The organism is Chitinophagales bacterium (assembly GCA_017303415.1).
In the GTDB taxonomy this organism is placed as follows: domain Bacteria; phylum Bacteroidota; class Bacteroidia; order Chitinophagales; family Chitinophagaceae; genus SpSt-398.
Map to the genome: position 1 here is coordinate 487481 of JAFLBJ010000001.1, position 24762 is coordinate 512242.

General features: G+C 46.8%; 21 protein-coding genes. 4 read left to right on the forward strand and 17 right to left on the reverse strand.

What is annotated here, in order from left to right; genetic code table 11:
* The first annotated feature begins 22 nt into the window (after positions 1-22).
* The gene (locus J0M30_02100) at positions 23-478 is read left to right on the forward strand and encodes a type II toxin-antitoxin system RelE/ParE family toxin (GenBank protein MBN8666265.1); all 456 of its coding nucleotides are present in this window, start codon (positions 23-25) and stop codon (positions 476-478) included.
* On the opposite strand, the gene J0M30_02105 is transcribed toward J0M30_02100, so the two are convergent.
* Entirely contained in the window at positions 475-963 is a 489-nt protein-coding gene (locus J0M30_02105; protein ID MBN8666266.1) for an asparaginase, read from the reverse strand. The genes J0M30_02100 and J0M30_02105 overlap by 4 nt on opposite strands.
* A gap of 360 nt (positions 964-1323) precedes the next feature.
* On the opposite strand from J0M30_02105, the gene J0M30_02110 reads away from it, so the two are divergent.
* From J0M30_02110 to J0M30_02120, 3 genes are all read left to right on the forward strand, one after another.
* Positions 1324-2199, forward strand: a complete 876-nt coding sequence (locus J0M30_02110; protein MBN8666267.1) for a carbon-nitrogen hydrolase — start codon at positions 1324-1326, stop codon at positions 2197-2199.
* 72 nt (positions 2200-2271) lie between these two features.
* Positions 2272-2655, forward strand: coding sequence for a four helix bundle protein (locus tag J0M30_02115; protein MBN8666268.1), 384 nt, complete (start codon positions 2272-2274; stop codon positions 2653-2655).
* Entirely contained in the window at positions 2636-3724 is a 1089-nt protein-coding gene (locus J0M30_02120; protein MBN8666269.1) for an agmatine deiminase family protein, read from the forward strand. The genes J0M30_02115 and J0M30_02120 overlap by 20 nt, the downstream gene beginning before the upstream one ends.
* Before the next feature lie 102 nt (positions 3725-3826).
* Here J0M30_02120 and J0M30_02125 read toward each other — a convergent pair whose 3' ends face one another.
* From J0M30_02125 to J0M30_02200, 16 genes are all read right to left on the reverse strand, one after another.
* The gene (locus tag J0M30_02125) at positions 3827-6868 is read right to left on the reverse strand and encodes an efflux RND transporter permease subunit (GenBank protein ID MBN8666270.1); all 3042 of its coding nucleotides are present in this window, start codon (positions 6866-6868) and stop codon (positions 3827-3829) included.
* Positions 6869-6876: 8 nt separating this feature from the next.
* Positions 6877-7923, reverse strand: a complete 1047-nt coding sequence (locus J0M30_02130) for an efflux RND transporter periplasmic adaptor subunit (protein MBN8666271.1) — start codon at positions 7921-7923, stop codon at positions 6877-6879.
* A gap of 8 nt (positions 7924-7931) precedes the next feature.
* Positions 7932-9299: a TolC family protein gene (locus J0M30_02135; protein ID MBN8666272.1), complete on the reverse strand. Its 1368-nt coding sequence runs from the start codon at positions 9297-9299 to the stop codon at positions 7932-7934.
* A 65-nt stretch (positions 9300-9364) separates the two neighbouring features.
* Positions 9365-9979 carry a TetR/AcrR family transcriptional regulator gene (locus J0M30_02140; GenBank protein MBN8666273.1) on the reverse strand — a complete coding sequence of 205 codons (615 nt, stop codon included), beginning with the start codon at positions 9977-9979 and terminating at the stop codon, positions 9365-9367.
* Between the two features lie 236 nt (positions 9980-10215).
* Positions 10216-13005 carry a pyruvate, phosphate dikinase gene (locus J0M30_02145; protein MBN8666274.1) on the reverse strand — a complete coding sequence of 930 codons (2790 nt, stop codon included), beginning with the start codon at positions 13003-13005 and terminating at the stop codon, positions 10216-10218.
* A 107-nt stretch (positions 13006-13112) separates the two neighbouring features.
* Complete coding sequence (locus J0M30_02150; protein MBN8666275.1) at positions 13113-13853, reverse strand: DUF2490 domain-containing protein; 741 nt, start codon at positions 13851-13853, stop codon at positions 13113-13115.
* Between the two features lie 29 nt (positions 13854-13882).
* Positions 13883-15553: a putative transporter gene (locus tag J0M30_02155; protein MBN8666276.1), complete on the reverse strand. Its 1671-nt coding sequence runs from the start codon at positions 15551-15553 to the stop codon at positions 13883-13885.
* 90 nt (positions 15554-15643) lie between these two features.
* Positions 15644-17479, reverse strand: a complete 1836-nt coding sequence (locus J0M30_02160; GenBank protein ID MBN8666277.1) for a phosphoenolpyruvate carboxykinase (GTP) — start codon at positions 17477-17479, stop codon at positions 15644-15646.
* A gap of 244 nt (positions 17480-17723) precedes the next feature.
* Positions 17724-19217, reverse strand: coding sequence for a choice-of-anchor I family protein (locus J0M30_02165; protein MBN8666278.1), 1494 nt, complete (start codon positions 19215-19217; stop codon positions 17724-17726).
* Positions 19218-19310: 93 nt separating this feature from the next.
* Positions 19311-19919 carry a hypothetical protein gene (locus tag J0M30_02170; protein MBN8666279.1) on the reverse strand — a complete coding sequence of 203 codons (609 nt, stop codon included), beginning with the start codon at positions 19917-19919 and terminating at the stop codon, positions 19311-19313.
* A complete protein-coding gene (locus J0M30_02175) occupies positions 19916-20398 on the reverse strand; it encodes a sigma-70 family RNA polymerase sigma factor (GenBank protein ID MBN8666280.1) in 483 nt (160 codons plus the stop codon). The genes J0M30_02170 and J0M30_02175 overlap by 4 nt, the downstream gene beginning before the upstream one ends.
* 29 nt (positions 20399-20427) lie before the next feature.
* Positions 20428-20682: a hypothetical protein gene (locus J0M30_02180; GenBank protein ID MBN8666281.1), complete on the reverse strand. Its 255-nt coding sequence runs from the start codon at positions 20680-20682 to the stop codon at positions 20428-20430.
* 50 nt (positions 20683-20732) lie between these two features.
* A complete protein-coding gene (locus tag J0M30_02185; protein ID MBN8666282.1) occupies positions 20733-21020 on the reverse strand; it encodes a hypothetical protein in 288 nt (95 codons plus the stop codon).
* 43 nt (positions 21021-21063) lie between these two features.
* Entirely contained in the window at positions 21064-22467 is a 1404-nt protein-coding gene (locus J0M30_02190; protein ID MBN8666283.1) for a response regulator, read from the reverse strand.
* A 2-nt stretch (positions 22468-22469) separates the two neighbouring features.
* A complete protein-coding gene (locus J0M30_02195) occupies positions 22470-22913 on the reverse strand; it encodes a response regulator (GenBank protein ID MBN8666284.1) in 444 nt (147 codons plus the stop codon).
* 15 nt (positions 22914-22928) lie between these two features.
* Positions 22929-24632, reverse strand: coding sequence for a PAS domain S-box protein (locus J0M30_02200; GenBank protein MBN8666285.1), 1704 nt, complete (start codon positions 24630-24632; stop codon positions 22929-22931).
* Positions 24633-24762: the final 130 nt, after the last annotated feature.

Sequence of the window (24762 nt, forward strand, 5' to 3'; positions counted from 1 at the left end):
TAAAATTCGCGAGAGATTATTTTTGGTTTATGAAAACAAACTTCAAAAGCTTGGTACTTCCCGGCTATCCTTTAACAAGAGACGAATTTATTCAACATTTAAAAGAGGGTTGGAATTCACCTTCCAGACCATTAAAAGAAGTAATAAGGGAATGGGAAGAAAGAAAAGTAATTCAGTCATCGAAGTTGAGCTATCGAAAAGAGCAAAAATTCAAATTGAAGAAATCATCAATTACGTAGCAGTCATTCAGAAAAGGCCACTTACCGCTGAAAAGCTTCGGGGAAAAATGTATAGAAAGTTATTGGAAATAGGTCACAACCCCTATGCATATCGATTAAACACTGATCTCACTTTTACAAAATCTGAGGTCAGGCAAGTAAGCTATTTGTCCTGGACGATAACCTTTGAAGTATTTTCTGACAAAGTTGTAATTCGTGATATCATTCACAGATCAAGAAATCTATTGCAGGATTACTAGGCGATTTCTTCAAATACACCAGTCTGCTTATTCTTTCTCACATTATTGGCTTTAAAATACCTTCCATTCATGGCCACATACACCCCTTTGGGCAGGCTTTGAACAAAAGCGATGGCGCTGCCGAGATTGAATAACCCGTCAGAACTACCAAATTTAATAGGTATCATGGCACCGGTTAGTACCACCGTTTTATCCTTTACCTTTTCTGCCAACACCTGGGCGGTGTCCGCCATGGTATCTGTACCATGGGTGATCACGATCATTTCCTCTTCACATTGATTGCATTGGTGGACGATCAATTCCCGGTCTTCCTGGGTCATTTCCAGACTGTCGATCATCATCAGGGTACGGATCTCGACGGGCACCCGGCAACGGCCCATGTCCAGCAGGTCGTGCATGTGGGTGTCATTAAAATACAATTGTCCGGTTATCTCGTTGTATTCCTTGTCGAATGTCCCGCCCGTGATGAAGATGCGAATGGCCATGCTGGTGAATTTGTGGACGAAATTATTGTATTTGAAGGGAATTTACCGCGGGGAATGGGGATGTTGGATGACAGAGGACGGATGACAGATGACGGATGACGGATGTTGGATGTTGGATGTTAGTCGAAGGGCGGAGGGCGGCTGTGCGAGACCTCTGGTCTCGCACGGTTATCTTGTCGCCTCTGGCGACTCGAACAAGAACATTTTCTTTTTATAAATAAACTATAGCCGCCCTCCGTCATCTGTCATCCGTCCTCTGTCATCCAACATCCAACATCCATCATCCAACATCCAAGATCCCCTGCTCCCTGCGGTGAAACCCACCAAAAAACAATAATTTCGCCAAGCAAAACCACATACATGACCAAAGTAAAAGTAGGCTTGGTACAAATGAGCTGTACAGCCGATAAAGAGGCCAATCTTTCCAAGGCCATTGAAAAGGTAAAAGAAGCCGCAAAAAAGGGCGCCCAGATCGTATGCCTCCAGGAGCTGTTTACCTCCCTGTACTTCTGCGATGTGGAAGATTATGAGCATTTCAAACTCGCTGAACCCATACCCGGTCCGTCAACCGACCGCCTCGCGGCTGTGGCCAAAGAAACAGGCGTAGTAATCATTGCCTCCCTGTTTGAGAAAAGGGCCCAGGGGCTTTACCATAATACCACCGCCGTGCTGGATGCAGACGGCACTTACTTAGGCAAGTACCGGAAAATGCATATCCCCGATGATCCTGCCTATTACGAAAAATTCTACTTCACCCCCGGTGACCTGGGCTATAAAGTGTTTAAAACAAAATTTGCTACGATTGGTGTACTTATTTGTTGGGACCAATGGTATCCTGAAGCCGCCCGCATCACCGCCCTTATGGGTGCCGAAATATTATTCTATCCCACTGCCATTGGTTGGGCAACGTCACAGGATGAGGCTACCAATACCGAACAATACAATGCATGGCAAACCATTCAACGCAGCCATTCCGTCGCTAATGGCATACATGTGGTGAGCGTAAACCGGGTTGGACTCGAGCAAAATGGTGCCATGAAATTCTGGGGCGGCTCCTTTATCACCAACCCATTCGGTTCGATCCTTTACAAAGCCTCCCACGATCAGGAAGAGATCCATATACAGGAACTTGATTTAAGTAAAACGGACAGCTATCGTACCCACTGGCCTTTCCTGCGTGATAGAAGAATAGACTCCTATCAACCGCTAACAAAACGATATATTGACTCCGAATAGTTAGGGTCGGGGGTCCGGGGTCGGAAGACCGGGGTTGGGAGTAGGGAAATAAAATAACTAAACCTTTACCTTATGAAATTCAAGTTTGAAAAACTTGTTGTTTGGCAACAAGCGCTAGATTTATCAATGCAAGTGCATTTAATCACGAAAAAATTTCCAAAGGATGAAATGTTTGTATTGAGTTCTCAAATTAAACGAGCGGCAGATTCTGTGTCATTAAATATCGCAGAGGGTTCAACGAGTCAATCAAATCCGGAGTTTTCACGATTTTTGTCCATTGCATTAAGATCAAATATTGAAGTTGTTGCATGCTTACACCTGGCAAAATCAAGAAAAATAATTCAGGATGATGATTTTAATAATATTTATCATCGATGTCACCAACTTCTAATAAAAATTACTGCTTTAAAAACCTCTTTAAAAAGAATACCCGTAAATGAGCCCCATCTCGAATAACCTCGGACCCCGGACCCCGGACCCCGGACCTACGCCCAAGCAATTAGGATACCGTTTCCCCGCCGAGTTTGAAAAGCATGAAGCCATGTGGTTGAGTTGGCCGCATAAAGAAGAGAGCTGGCCCGGAAAAATCAATCTCATTTACCCCAATTATTGTCGTTTTATTAAGGAGGTCTCCAAATCGGAGATCGTGCGGATCAATGTAGCCGATGAAACCATGCGTCAATTCGCCATCGGACATTTGGAAAAAGCCGGCGTTGACCTCTCCCGAATCGAATTCTATTTTCACCCTACTAATGATGCCTGGTGCCGCGATCATGGTCCGGCTTTTTTAGTAAACCCCGATGCCGATATCAAAAAAGTGATCGTAGATTGGGGGTATAATGCCTGGGGAAACAAATACCCGCCCTTTGATCTGGATGATGTCATCCCTACGCTTATTGGAAAACAATTTGATATCCCGGTCTTTCATCCGGGTATTGTGATGGAAGGCGGAAGTGTCGAATTCAATGGAAAAGGAAGCCTGCTCACCTCCACCGCCTGCTTACTCAATCCCAATCGCAATCCGCATCTTAACCAGGACCAGATTGAAGATTATCTACGTAATTACTACGGAGTAGAGCAGATCCTTTGGGTTGATGAAGGCATTGTGGGTGATGACACCGACGGTCATATCGACGATACGGTGCGTTTTGTGAATGAAGATACAGTGCTCACGGTCATTGAAGAAAACAAGCTGGATGAAAATCATGCCCTGCTCCAACACAACCTGAAACAATTAAAAAAACTCCGCCTGCTCAATGGGAAACAACTAAATATCGTTGAACTACCCATGCCCGATGAAGTAGTGTATGAAGGGCAGCGCCTCCCGGCTTCCTATGCCAACTTTTACATTGCCAACCATGCAGTCATAGTACCAGTTTTCAACTGTGATAAAGATGACAAAGCATTGGGAATTATACAAGAATGCTTTCCCGAACGGAAAGTAGTAGGCATTGATTCCACCGATATCATCTGGGGATTGGGGAGCTTTCACTGTTTGAGCCAGCAGGAGCCTGAAGTAGATTAAATAATAAAAAAGGAACATAAAATAAGGAATAAGAAAGTTGGGAAGCGGATCTCTACTTTTTTATTCCTTATTTTATGTTCCTTATTTCTAATTCTACCTTTTCTACTTCACTCTCGGCGGTATCAACTTATACACCACCGGTGTCACAATCCGCGACAACAAAGTAGACGAGATCAACCCGCCAATCAACACCAACGCCAACGGTGAAATCAGCGGATTGCTGTTGAGTGCAATGGGTGTTAAACCACCAATGGCCGTTAAACTCGTAAGCACAATGGGCAGGAAACGCAACTCCCCGGCGATCTGGATCGCTTCATCCAAGCCCTTTCCTTCCTCCCGCAACTGATTGGTGAAATCCACCAGCAGGATGGAGTTCTTCACTTCCACCCCTGCGAGCCCGATAAAACCAATAATGGCCACAAAGGACATGGGGTTACCCGTAACCCACAACATCAATACCCCGCCAATAATACCCAGGGGAATAACGGATAATACGATAAGCGTACTCTTCAAGGTTTTAAACTCCAGGATCAGCACCATGATAAAGAGAAACACCGTGGCAATGACAACGGTCATAAAACCCCCGCCAAAGGCTTCCTTTTCACCTTCAGCCTCACCGGCGATCTGATACGCATAGCCATCAGGCCATTGGATCGATTTTGCTTTTTCTTCAAAAGCCGCATTGACCTCTCCGGCAAGCACTCCTTTGCTGGTAAAGGCTTTGACCATCACAAATCGTTTTTTGTCGAGGTGCTTGATGGTAGAAGGCGATGACTCGAACTCAAGAGTAGCTATTTGCTTGAGCGGGATGGGTGTACCCAATGCATTGTTTACATACACTGATTCAAAATTATCCAGCGTGGGATAATTCCCTTTGGGCGCCCCGATCATAATATCATACTCATCACCTTCCGCATTGGTATATTTCCCGGCTTCAAATCCGGATACGGCCAGGCGCAGGGTTTTATCAGTATCGGCTGTCTGAATACCAAGACCACGGGCTTTGTCGGTGTTGATCTTCAGCTTAAGATCGGATTTCAACACGCCTATGTCATTGGTGACATAGATGGTACCGGGAATAGATTTGATAAGGGCCTCGGTTTGAGCCGCCAGCTTCCGGAGTGTATCCAGGTTGTCACCGGTAACCCGGATGGCCACGGGAGCTTCAACCGGTGGACCCTGCTCAAAATCCTTTACTTCGATCCGGGCACCAGGCTGGCTTTCAAACTGTTTTCTAAGGTCATCAATGATCTTTTTCTTTTCGTAGGCCTTTACATCCTTTTGCAGTTGTACATAGATCTGCGCATAGTCACTCTTCTCATTCTCGGGTATCTCATTGTAATAGATGCGGGGGTTCCCTTTCCCAATATTGCTGGTATAGAATGCCACTTCTTTTACTTTCTTTAATTCAGATTCCACATACCGGGTCATTTCATTGGTGGCATCCACATTGCTTTGAAGCGGCATCTTCACATTGATGAGGAACTGGGGTTTCTCCGAAGTTGGGAATAATTTGAACCCGATAATTCCAAACACTGCCAGTGATCCGGCAAATAAGGCAAAGGCAATGATCAGGGTGAGAACAGGCCGGTTCAACGCTTTTACCAATAAACGTGAATAACTGCCATGAATGATCTTCTTTAACCCACGGAGAAAAATATTTCCTTCGGGATTGGTATGTTGCCTTAATAATTTGCTCGCCATAAAGGGCACAATGGTGAGAGACACCAGCATGGAGGCAAATACCGATGTAATTACGGCCATAGGTAAGCCACGGATGAATTCACCGGAGGCTTCGGGTAAGAAGACCAGGGGCAAAAAGGCGATCATCAGGGTAGCGGTACATCCCAGTACAGCCAGACTGATCTGCTTGGTGGCTTCAATGGCCGCATAGGTACGACTATGTCCTTCGCGGAGCCATCGTTCAATATTTTCCACCACCACAATACTGTCATCCACCAACAAGCCAAGTGCCACCACAAATCCCACAATACTTAACTGATTCAAAGAGAAACCCAGAAAGTTCATGGTGACAATACCCAAACCTAGCGATAAAGGAATGGCCACCATCACTACCAGGGAAGCTCTCCATCCCAGGGGTAACAAGGTGATCAACACCAGCCCGATGGCGATGAGAAAGTCCATACCCAGGCTACCGAGACGGCTGCTTACATTATCCGCCTGATCAAAATTTCGGATGAGGGCAATATTTGCCGGTAGTTTCTTTTCAAATGAATCGATCACCGGACGATAGGCATCTTGTGTAGCCGAAATATTCTCTCCTGATTTCTGGGCCGCCGTCACCAATACACACCGATGGCCATTGATCCGGGTTATGTATTTTTCCTCCTCATACCGGAATCCGACCTCAGCCACATCTTTCAAATAAACCTGTTTCCCGTTTCCACTATACACTACCGTATTCCTTATTTCTTCCAGGTCCTTGTACTTGCCGCTTGTCTTTACATTGAAGGATTTGGTCCCAGCACGGATGCTGCCCGCCGGAATATTGGCCGCCTCACTCTGGATACTCCCGATCACATAATTGATGGGGATCTTCAATTGCGCCAGTTTATCCAATTGCATATCCACCCGCACTACCTGATCTGGTACCCCCCAATAGTTCACCCGCTTCAGACTTTTCACTTTTTCCAATTGCTCCTTCAGGTCCTCGGCATACGCTTTCAATTTTTCATTGGATGCATTCTCCGACACAAGGGCCATTTGCAAAATGCTTACATCGGTAGGCGATACCTTATTTACCTTTATACTGTATATATCATCCGGCAATTCCGACTCCAGGGCGTTGACCTCACGAACCAACTCCTGGTATTTGGCCTCCACATCACTATTGTACTTGTACTCCACAATAAGCACCGCCACACCATCTTCGATCGTTGTCGTGATCTTTTTGATGTTCTCCAATTCAGTCACTTTCTTCTCGATGGGTTTTACCACCAGTTCTTCCATATCCTTTGGACTGGTTCCAGGATATAAAACTATGATCGGGTATTGAGGGGGGTTGATCTCCGGATCCTCCGCCCGGGGCATGGTGAGCAAAGTGGTTGCACTTACCACCACCACCATCAGGAACATGACCAGTGTGAACTGATAGTTCCTTACAAAAAAGGATGTCAATTTCATGGTCAGTATTATTTTATGATGGTAATGGAACTTCGGTCAGATAAATAGGGGCTTCCGGAAATGACCACATAGGCAAAACCTTCCAACCCACTTTCGATATACACCTGGTTATTGTCCATTGACCCGATCTGTACCTCGATACGCTTGACGGTCTTCTGGTCATTGGATACAAACACATATCCTTTTTTCCCGTCAGCTTCCAACAGGGCCTCATAGGGAATCGTGAATCCGCTTACTGCTTTTGCCGGTTTTACACGGGCCTTGCCAAACATGCCAATGGCAGGACGTGTATCGCCAAAGGCCACTTGTAACTCCACCTCAAATGAACCGGAGACGGGATCAGCAGCCAGGGATTTTCGGCTTACCACTGCCTGAAATTCTTTTCCAGGAAAAGCATCCAGCGTAACTGTTGCCTTGTTTCCCTTTTCCATGGCAGCCCATTCGCGATCGGCTGCGCCTACACTAAGTATCCATTTGCTGGTTGGTGATACTGAACCCATGATCAGAATAGGTGTACCCGGGCCGGCCAGTTCACCGGTCTGCGATATTTTGCGGGCAATAAACCCGTCTGTGGGTGCATAAATCCTGGAGTATTGCTGATTGAAGGTGACCTGCTGCAGATTTTGCCGGGCTATGTCCACACCGGTCTTGGCATTTTGTAATTGCTCCAAGGTAGCGACACTATCATTATAAAGATTCTGTGCGCGTTGAAGGTCCCTTTCTGCTTTTTCTACAGACAACTTCACCTGGTTTACCTGGGCAGCGATCTCGGTTGATTTGAGCGAAGCGAGTAATTGACCTTTCCGTACATATTGCCCTTCCTCCACAGCGATCTGGTCAATGACGCCGCCAATTTTAAAGGAGAGTTTTGTTTCTTCTTCGGTATGCAGAATACCTGAAAGAACCAAGGAACCGGTTTGATCCGTACTGGAAACAGGCGCGATTTTTACTGGCACGGTCTCCGTATTGGCCGTTGCCTCCGTGGTTGCCTTTTTCTTGTCCGAACAGGCCGACAACACCAGGGCCAGGGTCATGAATAAATAAAATGTCCTCATAAAAACGTTTATTGGTTAAAGGGATATGATGCGGTTTGACGTTCCAGATCAGCCAGAGCTGATAAGAGTTTAAATTCTAAAATATTGGTCTGCACCTGACTGGTCGTAAGTTGGTTGCGGGCATCCAGCAACTCAATGAAACCATTGATGCCTTCGCGGTAGCCCCGGTCGATCAACTTAAAATAAGATTGTGCCGACTCCTGTTGCTTTCGGGAGGCTAACAGGTTTTGATAGGCATTCAAGGCATTGTTGCGACTTACAAAGGCAGCCAGCTCCAGTTGCCGCTGTGTATTGGAGGTGGTCAATGCCAGGTTCTTAATCTCGATCTCCTGTTGCTGGATCTTGTAGAGGTTTCTTTTACCCTGGAAAAGGGGGATCTGTAATTGCAGTCCCGCGATATAAAACAGCGAACCGTCCTTTACTTTAAAGTCAAATCCCTGTGCGCCGAGGTCGAGAAAGGTATTGAGCCGGGGTACCCGATAGGATTTATTCATTTTTAAAAGATCGGCATTGATATCCCGGGCAATGTCCAAACTTTTCAATTCTTCTCTCCTGGCCGACTGTCCTTCAATGGATGACTGCAGCGGATCCAAAAATGTTTCGCTCCAGGTCATATCCATCACTTCGATCGTATCCAATAAAGAGCGGTTCAATAAAAAATTAAAATAAGCGCGTGCATTGGCTTGTTCATTCTTTGCATTTTGCCATTGGGCTTCTACCTGCTTTACTTCACTTTCCGCGCGTGACACATAGGCCGGGAGTCCCTTGCCATTGGCCAACAAGGATTGATTCAAACGCAAATTCTGGTTTACCACCACCAGGGCATTGGCATAGATATCAATCGCCTTGCCCGACATCAGGTAATTGTAATAGGCGGTCTTGATCTCTTTTATCAATTCTCGCTTATAAATCAGGATCTCCGTTTCTTTTAACCCTGTCTGTTTGGTTTTGATATCCCGGTTGATACGGATATCCGGGTTGATCAGGGGCATGACGGTTTTAATTCGCGCATCATAGAAATTATCCGGCGCCAATTGCTCCGACACATTTTTTATCTGCGGGAAATTGTTGGAGGAAGTAAGCTGGTTCAGCGTAGAATAAACCGGGTTTAGCAGATCACCCACCGGTATCTCAATGGCGCGCCCACCTCCCGCCAGGGTGTACTGAGTTTCAAAACTACTGCTGGGTAAAAAATAGGACTTCGCCTCTTTCAGGGCAACAAGGCTTTTTTCCAGGCTTCCCTGTTTTTCCTTTAATACCAGGTTTTGGGCAAGCCCCTCGGTGATGTACCGGTCAAGCGCGGTTTGCGCCATACCCGAAACTCCTGCACCAAAAAGAAAAAGGCTTAGCAGAAAGGTTTTCGTTCCTGATTCCATGGTCTTGGTTTAATAATTAATGTTTAATTAATGAACATCGTTCATCATTATGGCAAAAAAAAGGGTCACCCCTTTTCCAATATCTCTACAAATACTTTAAAGCCCTGTTCCATCAGGTCATTTGCATTATGATCCGGGTAGGCCTGGCACCTGTCGCGGCAATACAATGCACACATGCCATGCATGGAGGACCAAATGAAAAATGACAGGTATTCTACGTCTTTCCCCTTGAAATAGCCCGCCGCCTGGCAATCGCGCAGCACATCTTTAAGGTAATTCAGGGTGCGGTTACCCATTTCCCACTTTTCGTGACCCACGTTTTCGTGCTTCATTGGACCTGAAATAATAAACATCAGGTCATAGAAATCCTTGTTTTTACTGGCAAACTCCAGGTAAACCCGGCCCATGGCCTTTAGCCGTTCAAAGGGATGGGTTACGTGTTGAAGCGGCTGCATCTGTACCAGCATCCGGCGAAAGCCTTCCTCGTGAAGGGCATGGAAAACTTCATCTTTGTCCTTGAAATACAGATAGATAGTACCGGGGCTGTACTCGATGCGCTCGGCAATATTGCGAAGCGAGGTATGCTCATAACCCTTCTCCAGGAACACTTCCCGTGCCCCGTCGAGGATCAATTGGCGCATTTCCTCCTTTTCGCGTTGTTTTCTTTCTGTGATCGTCATTTGCGGGTGCAAAATAATGAACACCGTTCAGAGAAACAAATTTTTATTGGATATTCACCGCAAGGGCGCGAAGGCGCAGGGGTGCGCCAAGAGATTAACCGCAGAGAACAGGAGGACGCTGAGCTACGCAGAGATAATGAGCGTGCTAAAAGCTAATAGCTTTTAGTAAATCGTCAATTTTAAAAATATCTCTGCGTAGCTCCGCGTCCTCCTGTTCTCTGCGGTTAACTAAACCTTCACTTCCTCTTAAACTCGATCGCTGCCTGCGCCGCTGCCAGTCTTGCAATAGGCACCCGGAACGGTGAGCAACTCACGTAGTTGAGTCCGATGCGATGGAAGAATTTCACACTCTCCGGATCGCCTCCGTGTTCACCACAAATACCGACTTTCAGTCCGGGGCGGGTTTTACGACCGCGGATAGTACCCTCTTTGATCAATTCACCCACGCCTTCCTGGTCAATGGTTTGGAATGGATCATCCGGCAGGATCTTCTGGTCAAGGTAGTTGGGCAGGAACCCACCAATATCATCGCGACTGAAACCAAAGCTCATCTGTGTAAGGTCATTGGTACCAAAGCTGAAGAACTCGGCGGCTTCGGCCATACGGGAAGCTTTCAGGGCAGCCCTTGGTATCTCGATCATGGTACCATACAGATAGGCAATGTTTTTCAGTTTGAGTTTGGCGCAAACCTCTTTATACACGGTATCCACGATCTTCCGTTGGTGGATCAATTCGTTGAGTGAGCAGGTCACCGGGATCATGATCTCGGGCAATGCTTTCTTACCCGCAATCTTCATTTCACCGGCAGCTTCCAAAATGGCGCGTACCTGCATTTCAGTGATCTCAGGATAACTAATCCCAAGGCGTACCCCTCTATGTCCCAGCATGGGGTTATTCTCATGCAAGGCCAATACCCTTCTTCTCAATACACTCATACGAACACCCAGTTCTTTACTCAGCACAAGTAATTTCTCCTTGTCATGCGGAACAAATTCATGGAGTGGCGGGTCAAGCAGGCGAATGGTCACGGGATGACCTTTCATCACCTCAAGAGTCTTCTTGATATCGCTTTTTACAAAAACGAACAATTCATTCAATGCCTTTCTTCTTTCTTCCTCAGTGCGGCTAACGATCATTTTCCGCAACAGGAATAAAGGCTTATCACTTCCTTCTCCATAGAACATATGTTCTGTCCGGAAGAGCCCGATACCTTCCGCGCCAAACTTAGCGGCATGGATGGCATCCGAAGGTGTTTCTGCATTGGCGCGTACACCCATCACTTTCACTTTGTCCACCATCTTCATCAGGTCCTTGTAGGATTTATTGCTGTCAATATCGATGTCTACCAAAGGCAAACGTCCATTGTACACCAACCCTTTTGTTCCATTCAAACTGATCCAGTCTCCATCCCGGATCACCTGACCATCTTTGGTGGTAAAGGTCCGGTGTTCCATATTGATCTCGATATCACCACAACCAACGATACAGCAACGTCCCCATCCTCGGGCTACCAGGGCGGCGTGAGAGGTCATACCTCCTTTGGTGGTCAATATCGCCTGTGATTTATGCATGCCATCCACATCTTCCGGAGAAGTTTCCTCGCGAACCAGGATTACTTTCTCTCCGATCGAGGCGCGTTCCACGGCTTCTTCAGAAGTAAATACCACCTGGCCAATGGCACCACCGGGACCGGCGGGTAATCCTTTGGCAATGGCTTTATTGGCGAGTTCGGCTTTAGGATCCAGCATGGGGAGTAACAACTCTACCAATTGGTTGGGTCCAACGCGCATGATCGCGGTTTCGGCATTGATCAATTTCTCCGTAAACATTTCGGTTGCCATCCGTACAGCGGCAACACCATTTCGTTTACCCACACGGCATTGCAACATATAGAGTTTTCCCTTTTCAATGGTAAACTCAATGTCCTGCATATCCTTATAGTGCTTTTCCAACTTGCGTTGATAGGCAAACAATTCTTTATACTGAACCGGCATGATCATTTCCAGGGTAGGCATGTGCTTACTCTGATCATTTTTCGAATAGGCATTTACCGGAGCAGGGGTGCGTATACCAGCCACCACATCTTCTCCTTGTGCATTGACCAGGTATTCACCATAGAAATGATTTTCACCATTTCCGGGGTTACGGGTAAACGCTACACCTGTGCAACTGTCATTGCCCATATTGCCAAACACCATGGCTTGTACATTCACGGCTGTTCCCCATTCGTGAGGTATCTTTTCAATGCGGCGGTATTCAAAGGCGCGCTTTCCGTTCCAACTGCTGAATACAGCGCCGATACCACCCCATAATTGTTTCATCGGATCATCAGGAAAATCAGTTCCCAATACTTTCTTTACAGTGGCCTTATAATCTTTTACCAGCCCTTTCAGTTCTTCAGCGGTAAGGTCTGTATCACTTTTATATCCTTGTTTGGTCTTGATGGCCTCGAGTTTTTCATCCAGTTGTTTGCGGATGCCTTTCCCTTTGGGTTCAATACCGGCGGCTTTTTCCATTACCACATCGGCATACATCATGATCAACCGGCGATAGGCATCATACGCAAAGCGTTCATCCCCGGTATGAGCGATCAGGCCTTTGATGGTTTCTTCATTCAACCCGATGTTCAATACAGTTTCCATCATTCCGGGCATGGAGCGACGAGCGCCGGAGCGGACCGAAAGCAACAGGGGGTTGTTCTTATCCCCAAATTTCTTTCCCATCAGCTTTTCCACGCTTTCCAGGGCTTTGCCCACCTGATCCTTCAATTCCTTCGGATAGGATTTGCGGTTATCATAATAATAGGTACAAACCTCGGTGGTGAGGGTGAAACCCGGAGGTACCGGAAGTTTCAGGTTCGGGTGCCCGGCCATTTCAGCCAGATTGGCGCCTTTACCTCCCAGGAGGTTTTTCATTGATTCGTTTCCGTCGGCTTTGCCGCCGCCAAATGAATAAACATACTTGCGGGTCTTTGTTGGTTTTGTTGCTTTTTTAACCTTCTTTACCGCTTTTGCTTTCTGTCCCATGATAAAAAGATTTAGAGGTGCGATTTGTATCCGCATAGTTAGTCCATGTTCCCCCGGAAATAGGATATATCGGTCAGGGGAAAAACTGATTATTATCAATCCGTACCTTAATCTCTGTGGGGTTGATAGTAGAGAAAGAGTCTAAGAATGTGATTATTATCCCAATTAATACCATCGGGTTTTTGCTGGCGCAAATTCATATAACCAAAGTCAAATTGAAGCGAAGAGGTGACCTTTTGTTTGATCCCTAAGAAGATCCGGTTCTGGTCAAACTGGTTATGGGCGATGTCCTTACCTACCTGCCACATGGCTTCATCGGCCAACACCAGGGAAGGCACATAGGTGTTTTTGGATAGGGGAAAGGTCCATTGAACCAGATACCTGAACCGGTTGGAGAAACGGTTGTAGCCGGTCTTTTGTCCGTTGACCACGGTTTGCTGCCAGCGTTGTTCATTGCGAATCCGTTGAAGAAAATTGATCTTTCCCCATTTGCTGCTATGTGACCATTGTTCATAGATCCGGTTCTCATCTGTAAAGAAATGCTCCCCCTGAGCGGAGGTGGAGAGCCACATATGGGCCACCCCGGCAGCCACCAGGTGATTCCGGGGAAGTGACTTACCCAAACCTGTACGGATGATATAAAAATTGGGATTGGCCATGAATTCATCCCGGCGGTGGTGCACATCGGCCAATAAGATCCAGCCCTTTTTCAATTTTACCTGTGTAATAAAACCGATCCAGGAAAGCGAGCGCTCTTTTACATGGGCGCGGTATTGAGCCTGGCTATTGCCTGCCAGGAGAAAAAAAGGAAAAAACAGAAAGAAAATACGGCGAAAATGAGGAGACATGGATGTGTATTCAAGGTCAAATTACGAATTCAAAGGAAAAACAGGATGAGCAACTGTGCCCCTACGATCCGGAGGATCATGGTTAGGGGATAAACTGTGGCATAGGTAATGGCGGGAATATCGCTACCAGCCAATTTGGAGGCAAATGCCAGAGCGGGTGGATCGGTGGATGCGCCAGCCAATAGGCCACAGGTTTCAAAAAATGTTTTCCGGAAATATTTCATCGCAACGATACCGGTGATCAATAACGGAAGAACGGTGATCACAGCACCCATTCCCACCCAGGTCCAACCCGTACCATCGGCAAAAGCGGTCGACAGGTTACCGCCGCTGCTTAAGCCTACGCTGGCCAAAAACAAACCGATCCCTAATTCACGGATCATGAGATTGGCACTATTGGTAGTATAATTGGTGAGGTAGAACATACCCCCAAACCGGCTTAATAAAAGCGCAATGATCAAAGGACCACCCGCCATACCGATCTTAACGGCCATGGGTATATGCGGAATATGAAAGGGAATGCTGCCGAGGATGATACCTAATACAATACCAATAAAGATCGGGGCCAGATCGGGTACTTCCAGTTTTTTGAGTGAGTTACCCATTACTTCTGTTACCGCCTGTATTCCTTCCTGAGTACCCACTACTTTCACGGTATCCCCCAATTGCAGGAAGATATCACCATGGGGCACCATTTCAATACCGGCGCGGTTTAAGCGGGTTAAGGTAAATCCTTCCTCATCATGAAACTCCAGAATATCACCCAGACGTTTATGCGTCACCGCATCATTGGTGACAACAATATAACTTGATTGCAAGGCACTGCCTTTGGCTTTGCGCAGATCGATCGAGGCTTCTGATCCGATCAGCATCTTCAGTTGCTCTACCTGGCGACGAGAGGTGACGATCAGCAGTACATCGCCTTCGGATAACTGTGTCTCCGGATTGGGAGTGATGATTTCCCCTTCATGAAGCATCCGGGAAACCACGATCCTTTCCTTGAGCATTTCAAACAATTTGCGCAAGGGTTTACCCACCACCTGTTTATTTTCCAATGTAAGGTGAATGGAGATTGGTCGGTCGGCCCTGATCTTTCCAAGTTTTCGGTGTAATTCCTGCTCGCGCTCAAGATCAATGCCAAAGAATTTTTTAAGAACCAACAAGGCCCCGATGATACCAAATACACCCAGCGGATAGGTAACCGCGTAGGCGATCGTGATCAGGTTTCTTTCTCCGCCGGTAAAATGCATATCGGCAACCGTAGCCTGTGCCGCGGCGAGACCAGGCGTATTTGTTACCGCACCACTCATCACCCCGGCCATGACGGAGATATGGTTTCCGCTAAAAAGATAAAACAGGATGGTGATCAGGATTCCCAACAGCACTACCGTACCTGCCAGCAGATTATTTGCTAATGCGTTCTTTCGAAGGGAGGCAAAGAAACCGGGACCTACCTGTAAACCGATGGAGTACACAAAAAGGATCAATCCAAACTCTTTTAAAAAGTGTTCGGTTTCTTTTTCAACAGATACACCAAAATAAGAGAGGAAAAGTCCTGCAAAAAGGATCCAGGTAACACCCAGGGAAATGCCGAAAATTTTCAGCCTCCCAAGCCAGATACCTATTGCCATCACCAGGCCATAGATCACCACGGTTTGTGCAATACCGGGTTCGGTGAAGAGACTGCTAAACCAGTTCATAATTCACGAAGTTAGGTAGTATAGGAGACAGCGACACATGACGTGTCGCTGTCCCTAAACTACAGTGGACTCAAAGGCAAGCAATCATTCTCATTCGTGCCGCTCAGGCGCCAGTCCCCATTTGGCCGGGGAACGCCACAGGGCGGAGAGCAGCAATTCTCTCATGAAAAGGAATTCTTTGGGAAGTCGGTCGTATGCTTTTTCAAATAATTCTTCGTGTCCGAGTAATTCTTGTTTCCACAATTCCCGATCGATCAACATCATGTCATTGAATGTTTCTTTGGAGAACTGATCTTCACTCAATCCTTTCCAATCCATATCGCTATAGCGGGGTCTCCAGCCAATGGGACATTCCACCGAGGAGGCTTTCCCTTTTACGCGACCAATGATCCATTTCAATACACGGAGGTTCTCCCCAAATCCGGGCCATACAAACTCTCCTTTTTCATTCTTGCGGAACCAGTTCACACCAAAAATGCGCGGGGCATTGGGGATATCACGGCCAAATTGGAGCCAATGGTTGAAATAATCACCCATATGATAACCCATAAAGGGCAGCATGGCGAAGGGGTCGCGACGAACTTTACCGATCTCGCCAAAGGCGGCGGCGGTCATTTCGCTACCCATGGTGGCAGCCAGGTAAACCCCAAAGTTCCAGTTAAAGGATTGGTACACCAGCGGGATCACACTATTACGGCGACCTCCAAAGATGAAGGCTTCCACAGGTACACCATGGGGATCATCCCAGGCACTATCAATCGCCGGGTTTTGTTGGGCTGGAGCGGTAAAGCGGGCATTGGGGTGGGCAGCAGGTTTTCCGGCAGCTTTGTCAAATGGCTTTCCATGCCAATCGATCAGTCCGTCGGGTACTTCTTTGGTCATGCCTTCCCACCATACATCGCCGTCGGGGGTAACAGCCACATTGGTAAAGATGGTATTCGATTTGATCGAAGCCATCGCATTGGGATTGGTTTTTTCATTGGTCCCGGGGGCCACGCCAAAATAACCGGCTTCAGGGTTGATGGCATATAGTTTACCATTTTCTCCCTTATGGATCCAGGCAATATCATCACCGACGGTAGTCACTTTCCAGTCACTTAGTCCGGCGGGGGGTATCATCATCGCAAAATTGGTCTTGCCACAGGCACTGGGGAAAGCCGCTGCCACATAGGTCTTCTCCTTATCGGGCGATTCCACACCCAGGATCAACATGTGCTCAGCCAGCCAGCCTTCTTCCCGTCCCATTACCGAAGCAATGCGAAGGGCAAAACATTTTTTACCTAACAAGGCATTTCCTCCATAGCCACTGCCATAAGATATAATCAGGCGCTCATCGGGGAAATGAGTAATGTATTTTTCAGTGGGGTTGCAAGGCCATTTAACATCTTCCTGTCCGGGTTGTAAAGGAGCACCCAGGGTATGGATACATTTTACAAAATGCTCATCCAGATAGGGCATGATCTCTTCACCCATACGGGTCATGATCTTCATGTTGACAACAACATACTCACTGTCGGTGAGCTGTACCCCATAACGGGAAAAAGAAGAACCTACCGGACCCATACAGAAGGGGATCACATACAAGGTGCGGCCTTTCATGCAACCTTTAGTGATCGTATCCAGTTTTTTCTTCATTTCAGAAGGATCGTACCAGTTATTGGTAGGACCTGCATCTTCCTTTCTGCGGCTGCAGATATAAGTGCGGTCTTCTACCCTGGCCACATCACTTGGATCGCTGAAACAGGCGAAACTGTTGGGGCGTTTTTCAGGATTGAGTTTTATAAAAGTTCCCTTTTCTACGAGGCGGTTACAAAGCATGTTATATTCTTCCTCGGTTCCTGTGCACCAATGAACGCGGTCAGGCTCGAAATGAGCGGCCATTTTCTTTACCCATTCTAATAGATCTGTTTTGGTTGGACGTATCATACAAAATTGATTTTGTGTTGGTTGATTGCTTACAAGCTGTAAAAATATCCCCGTCTAAACTGGCAAAAACTGAGCATTGTCAACTTTTGACCTGTTTTTTGTAATAAATATCACAAAGAATCGGGAAAAAAGGAGGTAAAGGGGTAAAAAAAATGACCGTTGAGAGATGGCGGATGACAGTAATTGAAAAAAATCTGTCATGCGTCACCTATCAACGGTCATCCCTAACTGAAATAGTTGCGGCTTAAAGTGTACTATATACTTTCACAAATCCGTCACCTTCACTCGTTACCACCAGCAGGCTTTTACCTGTGGGGCTTTTTTGGGCCGGGATCAGGAGAAGCCCTTCGGGAGCATCGCCTGTTACCAGCGATTTGATAAACTTGGGGTTGCGGGGATTGGTAACATCATACAACGAAACGGCATCTGCGCGCTCCATGCCCACAAAAGCGATAACCTTGTTGCCTACCGGGCCAAGGGTGATCCCTTCGGGTTCAACACTTTTATCATCACTACGGCCATCATCGTATTTGGAAATGGCGATACACTGCTCATCCAGGTCATTGCCGCTGTCGAAGATCCGGCTTCCTGTATTGCCATTCCAAACGGTAAAGGAGCGGGAGCCCAGGGAATATAACTCATCAAAATCACCATCCCCATCTGTATCACCCAGCGTGGTGGTCACATTCAAACGACCCAGTTTAGCATCCTGTCTGATTGTGGCATCGGGAAAGGCAGTGGGATCCAACGTAAGGTCTTTTACCCGTTTCAATTCTACAAAATTATCATACTCCCTGGCATCGCCTTCGTTGGCGGTAAACAGATAAGGTGTTCCAAACTGCTCCAGTACGGCGATGGCATCTGGTTCATACATTCCTTTTACATTCCAGGACGCAGGTGTATATCCACCATCGCGGTCGCTGGGATCTACTTCATTACCGGCAATATTGTAGCTCTTAAACCCAAGCGGAAAGATATGGGTAACCTTACGCGCGGGGATATTGATCTTTGCAATGGCATTATTCTCCTGCAATGTAACCCAGGCCGTATTTCCATCCTGCGAAACTGTTATGTATTCAGGCTCCATATCCTGGGCAAAACTGGCATTGGGTCCATATACACGCAATCCCTTTGCTTTCAACGCAGCGGCTTGTCCGGCAAACGAAGAAAAACCTATCGTCTTGACCGAATAGCCCTGATTAACCGCAATGATCGATACCGTACCTACAGGGTCTATACTGTAATCACTGTTCGGCTCACCTTCATTAGCGGTTAAAATATACTTCCCATCATGGGTAAATGTCACCATATCCGGCAGTGCGCCAACAACGATCTGCTTTACCACACTATAATCATTGGTTTTGAATACCACTACCTTGCCATTGTCTGTTTTTGCAAAACCTTCCACGGCAGCTGCCAACCGGCCATTGCTGACCGCCACGCTATTGACACCTCCACCAAATGGCGTGATATCAATGTTTCCAATGATCTGAGGATTGGCAGGATTGGAAAGATCGATCACATCAATACGAGTGGTTCCACTATTAGTCACCACAAACAATTTTTTGGTTACCGGATCAAAGGCAGAGATTTCGGCAGCGCCCTCACCTCCAACCTGAATGGAACTGATCTCTTCAAAACTTGCAGCATCTTCATTCGACGGATGAGGCAGATCGCCGGGGGTACAAGATGCCAGTAAGGCCATAACAGCCAGGGGCATGAGTAATTTTCGTTTCATAAGTGGCATGTGTTTTTGTTGAGGACGCAACATACCACACCCTATGTTAAGCGAAAATGAACTTAATGTTAGGAAATCATAAACCAACCAGGGTTAGTCCTGATTGAGTTCTTCAATGTTCGCCCGCAGGATTTTCAGATGTTTACCAAAAGATTTCTCAAACATCCAATTGGCGAATTTCAAACAAAGAGGAACCATCACTATAATACAAATAAGCAGCCCCCACGAAAAGACAGGTTTGGCAAAAAGTTGTGCCACCGTTTTACCTGAACCCATCATGCCGCCGAAGACAAACCCTGCTGAAACGGCTACCGGGTAAACATAAAGTGCTACACGCCGCTGCAGATCCCACCATTGTGTAAAATCTGCATCGTGCCGGCGCAACTCCGCCAGCAAATTGGCTTTGGGAGAAATATCAGGTTGTACCCGTTGATACAATCGAATGGTTGTATATAAAAGGAATAAATTAAACAGGATCATGATCACAAGTCCGGCCACTACCCAGCCACTGTTGATATAAGGGAATAAGAAAAAATAACCAATGGTGATGCCCGTTGCCCAAATCATGGAATAGAGTAATTGCCTTTTAAGGTCAACCAGGGGATTCTTGCTATGCAGGCGATGCAGACGCGCCGGTTGAAGCAGCTCCTCCAGAACCTTATCCCCAGGCTCCCATTGTTTCCAGTTAATGTCTGCGCTCATACGTTTCGGGGGATTAATAGATTGGAAAGACGTTCGCGGATACGGAACAGTTTTACATTGATGCTATTGGCCGTGATCCCCATCATTTCAGCGATCTCCTGATTGCCATAGCCATCCAGATGAAGGGTAATGATGGCCCTGTCGGTTTCGGGTAGTCGGCGAATTGCCGTGTACAACACTTCCGCCCTTTCGTTTTCCAAAACACTTGGTCCAATTCCCACTTCCTCAGGGGCATGTTCCGGATATTCGATCCTGTTCTTCTTCCTTTTTGCGGTAAATACCGTATTCAGGCTGATGCGGTACAACCAGGTGCTGAATTTCGATTCACCCCGAAAACTCGCCCAACCCTTCCAACATTGAAGCACTACCTCCTGGTAAAGATCCTTCCGCTCCTCCGCATCGGAGGCATAAAGGTTCACCACCTTGTAGATGATGGCCTGATGGGACCTGATCTGTTCCAGAAACTCTTTTTCGCTCAAGCAGAAAGTTTTGCCTTACAACAGAAAATTCAAAAAATGGTTAAGAAGAGTAAGGCAAACACGAGTATTATATGTACGCCTAACCAGATCCGCTGGAAAAGTGGGCGCTGTGGCCAGGAAACCTCGGGCGAAAAGGGATCAAAGGCCAGGGCAATACCCAGATTGGCCAGCGCGGTACCTGTATCTTTTGAAAAAAAATAAGACCAGACCGCTATCAACACAAAGCCGGTATATAATATGCGATTGAATCGGATATCCGTTCTCTTTTTAACACCTGTTTGCATGGGTCGTTTTTATTATTAGTATCAAAACAGCACCCAAAAATTACAGGGGTCTATTGGCTTCGTTCCACAGTTTTGAAGTCCTTGGAAACCAGGGCGGTCATGGTACCCACCGTATCTTTTGATCCATCCTGCATCCGTACCCGGAATTCACAAAAATAGTCCTGGCTCTTTTCGGCCCATATTACTTCCTTTACGGTAAAGGTTACTCCCTGTCTGGCACTTATACGCAGGTGCTCCTGCATGGTCTCCATCAGTTTTGATTCCAATTCTGCTTCGGTACTGAATCTGGGACCGCAGGAAAACAAGCCGGCCAGGAGCATGATCAGGATATAGCGCATAATGTGGTTTTTGTGAAGATAGGCAAGAGGACATATATGCCGATCATTGAAAAGGCAGGGATATCTCAAGTTTGAACCCCTTACCAGGTGCTGTATGAATAGCCGAGCGTCCATCGAGTACATTTATCCTGGCAGATATATTATGCAACCCGATACCTTTATATAGATCGGAAGGTTCGGCGCCTTTCCCATTGTCCGCGATCAGTATTAAATGCTTCCCTTCCGTTTGCCGAAACTGAAACAATACCTCTGAAGCACTGGCGTATTTAATAATATTGGCACATTGTTCCTGAAATATGCGGTACAAGGCCAGTTTTTGATCGGCCTTAAGATCCTTTTCCTGAAACTCTTCCCGCTCAATTTTTACCTGGATGCCGGCAGGTATAAGCATATTACCCACCAGTCTGTTCAATTGTTCAACCAGGCCCTCTGTCTCCAGATCCGGTGTAACCAACTCATGGGCAATTTTCCGATTCTCGGATATGGCTTCCCGAATACTGTCCATACAGGAATTGAGTAATTCTTTTCCCTTTGCCGGATTATCACGCATGATGGTCAGTAGCAGGTTGGTACCCACCAATATCTGGTTCACGTTGTCATGTAATTCAACAGCAATAGCGTTTCGTTCGCGCTCCTGGGCTGCCAGTGCCGTAGCCGTAAGGCGTTGCTGTTCCCGCCGCTTCTGCTCCATCAAGGCTAATTGCAAACGCTTTTTTTCAGAAATATCCCGTATGAACATGGAAATACCATCCGGTGAGGGGTAAATATGGTTTTCCTGCCAAAGATCAAGCGGAGCAAAATAATCTTCGTTGGTTTGATATCGTTGTTCCTGCAAAGCCCGAAGCATAGCTTGATAGGTGGCTGAATCTACTGCTTCCGGGAAAATCTCCCACACAGACCTACCCAAAACTTCCTCCGGTTTTTTATGGATCAGGATGGAGGCTTGCGGATTGATGTAGGTATACTTCCACTCATTATCCAATGCTATAAAGGCATCGGTGATCCTTTCCACCAATACCCGGTAGTTTCTTTCGCTTATCACTAATTGCGCAATGGCATTTTCTCTTGCCCTTTCCGTTTCATGATGACGTAAGGCCGCCTGAATCGCCGAAGGCAACCGTACCAGACTATGCTTTAATATATAATCATCCGCCCCGTTTTTTATGATATGTACGGCAAACTCCTCTGACATTGTACCCGTAACCATGATAAAAGGGATATGCACGCTCTTTTCCTGCAAGAACCGCAAAGCATCTTTGGCATCAAACTGCGGAAGTGAATTATCCGCCAGGATTACATCCGGTTTAAATTCTTCCAGGGCTTGTGCAAATTCAGCAGCGCTGGAAACAACCTGGAATACCGGGTTCAGGTCATGACCACGCAGGCTTCGCTGAACAAGCTCCGCATCGGTGGCGTCATCCTCTAACATCAAAATGCGCAATTCCATATTCAGCTGATTGGAGGCTGGTTCAACAATAACCAGTAAAATCCCAGACTTCGGATCGATTCGGCAAAGCCTTCAAAATTTACCGGCTTAACGATATAACTATTGGCGCCAAGGTCATAACATCGTTGGATATCCGGGTTTTCAGCCGAAGAGGTTAACATCACCACCGGGATGGCCTTGGTCTCCTGATTCTTCTTTAATTGCTCCAAAACCTCCAGGCCATTGAGTTTTGGCATTTGAATATCCAATAAGACCACTTTGGGATAGGGATGATTGTCCCGCCCCTTATATGCCCCACGGGCAAACAGAAAATCAAGTGCCTCTTCGCCATCTTTAACGTGCACCAATTGATTGGCCATATTGTGCTTCTTCAATTCACGTATGGTGAGTTCTGCATCATCAAAATTGTCCTCTACCAGGAGAATCTCTACAGGTTGTGTTGTCATTGAATTTTAATTTATCTATGATTCAATAGGTATTGAAAAATAAAAAGTGGCTCCCTTTTCTGTTTCCCCTTCCGCCCAGGTATTTCCGCCATGTCGAAAGATGATCTTCTGAACCAGGGCCAACCCCACTCCGGTACCCTCAAACTCCACCTGGCTATGCAACCGTTGAAACACCTTAAATAGTTTATCCCTGTACTGGCTGTTAAAGCCAACGCCATTATCCCGGATAAAATAAACCTGCTGTCTTCCCTGCACATAATGCCCGATATGGATCTCGGGGCGTTCTTTTTTTCCCGTGTACTTGACCGCATTTGACATCAGGTTGATCCATACCTGTCGCAGGGTGGCAGGATCACCCATCACCATCGGGAGTGGCTCAATGGTCCATTGTATGTTTCGTTCACTTTCTACGCTGGCATACTCCTGCGCCAACTCTTTTACCATCTGCTCCATATCTACTCTCGCCTTGGCCATCTCCTTTCGGCCCATACGGGAAAAGGCCAGCAGGTCATCAATCAGGTTGCCCATACGCAGAGCATTGTTCTTTATCACACCCGTAATCCGCCTTGCTTCATCATCGAGTTTTGCGCCATATTCATTTTCCAATATGGTGGTAAACCCGGTAATGCCCCGAAGCGGCGCGCGAAGGTCATGGGAGACAGAATAGGTAAACGCTTCCAATTCCTCGTTGCTTCGCCGGAGGTTATTCTCCAGGTCTTTGCTTCCGGTAATATCCCGCACGGAGGCGGAAACCATCATTCCCTCTTCGGTGCGAATGGGAGAAAGACTGATGGCCACAGGAAACAATCCCCCATCCTTCTTTAATGCCTTGAGTTCGATCCCTTCTCCCATCATACGCACTCTGGGCTGATCCGAGTACCTTCCCCGATGATGGGAATGTCTCTCCCGCAGCTCACCAGGAATAAGCAATTCAACTTTCTTTCCTAATAATTCTTCCTTTGTGTACCCGAATAACCGCTCCGTTTGCTGATTGATCATGCGAATAAAACCCTCCTCATCCACGATCACTGTGGCATCCGGGGCCGAATCAAGGAGCGCCCTGAATTTTCGCTCACTCAACTCTTTCTTGCGGATATCTGCCCGCAGGTTATATAAACTATAAAGCGATAACACCAGTACAATCCCCAATACACCAAACAAAATCCGGTTGAGCTGACCGATCATGTCCTCATTGGCCCTTTTTCTTATTTCCAAAGCCCGGGTCTCTGCATCGATCAACCTGATTCCCAAATGACGTATGCTATCTGTATAGGATTTACCAACCCCTTCCCGCACCATAGCGATGATGGCACCCAGGCCCTGACTACGACGCACACTCACCATACTGTCCGAAAACTGGATCCGGACCCGGATATAACGATCCAGTGAATCAACAATACGGGCATATTCCTCACTCCGATAGGCATTGGTCCTGATCCAATTCATTTCCTGTTCAAATTGATAAACCGAACGGTGGAGCGGCTCCAGAAAGGCCTCATCCCCGGTGATCACATATCCTCGTGCCCCGGTTTCATTATCAAGCGATGTCATCACCAGATTTTGGGCATGCCGAATAGCCTCCTGCGTCAGGTTTACTATGCGGGCTGTATCTTTTACCCTTTCCGATTGACGAATGGAAATGAACAAAATGATACCCATCGTAACAAACAGGGTCACGATGCCGCCGGTAATGATCCCATTGGTAGAAGGTTTAATCATTCTTAACTTTTGGATCAGATAATTCCGGACAGATTGTTCAACCTAAATAGTGAGGTACGTAAACTTTAAGGTGAGAATGGCAAGCAATCCCTTCTCCATTACCTTGGTTACCTTAATTGATTACTGAATT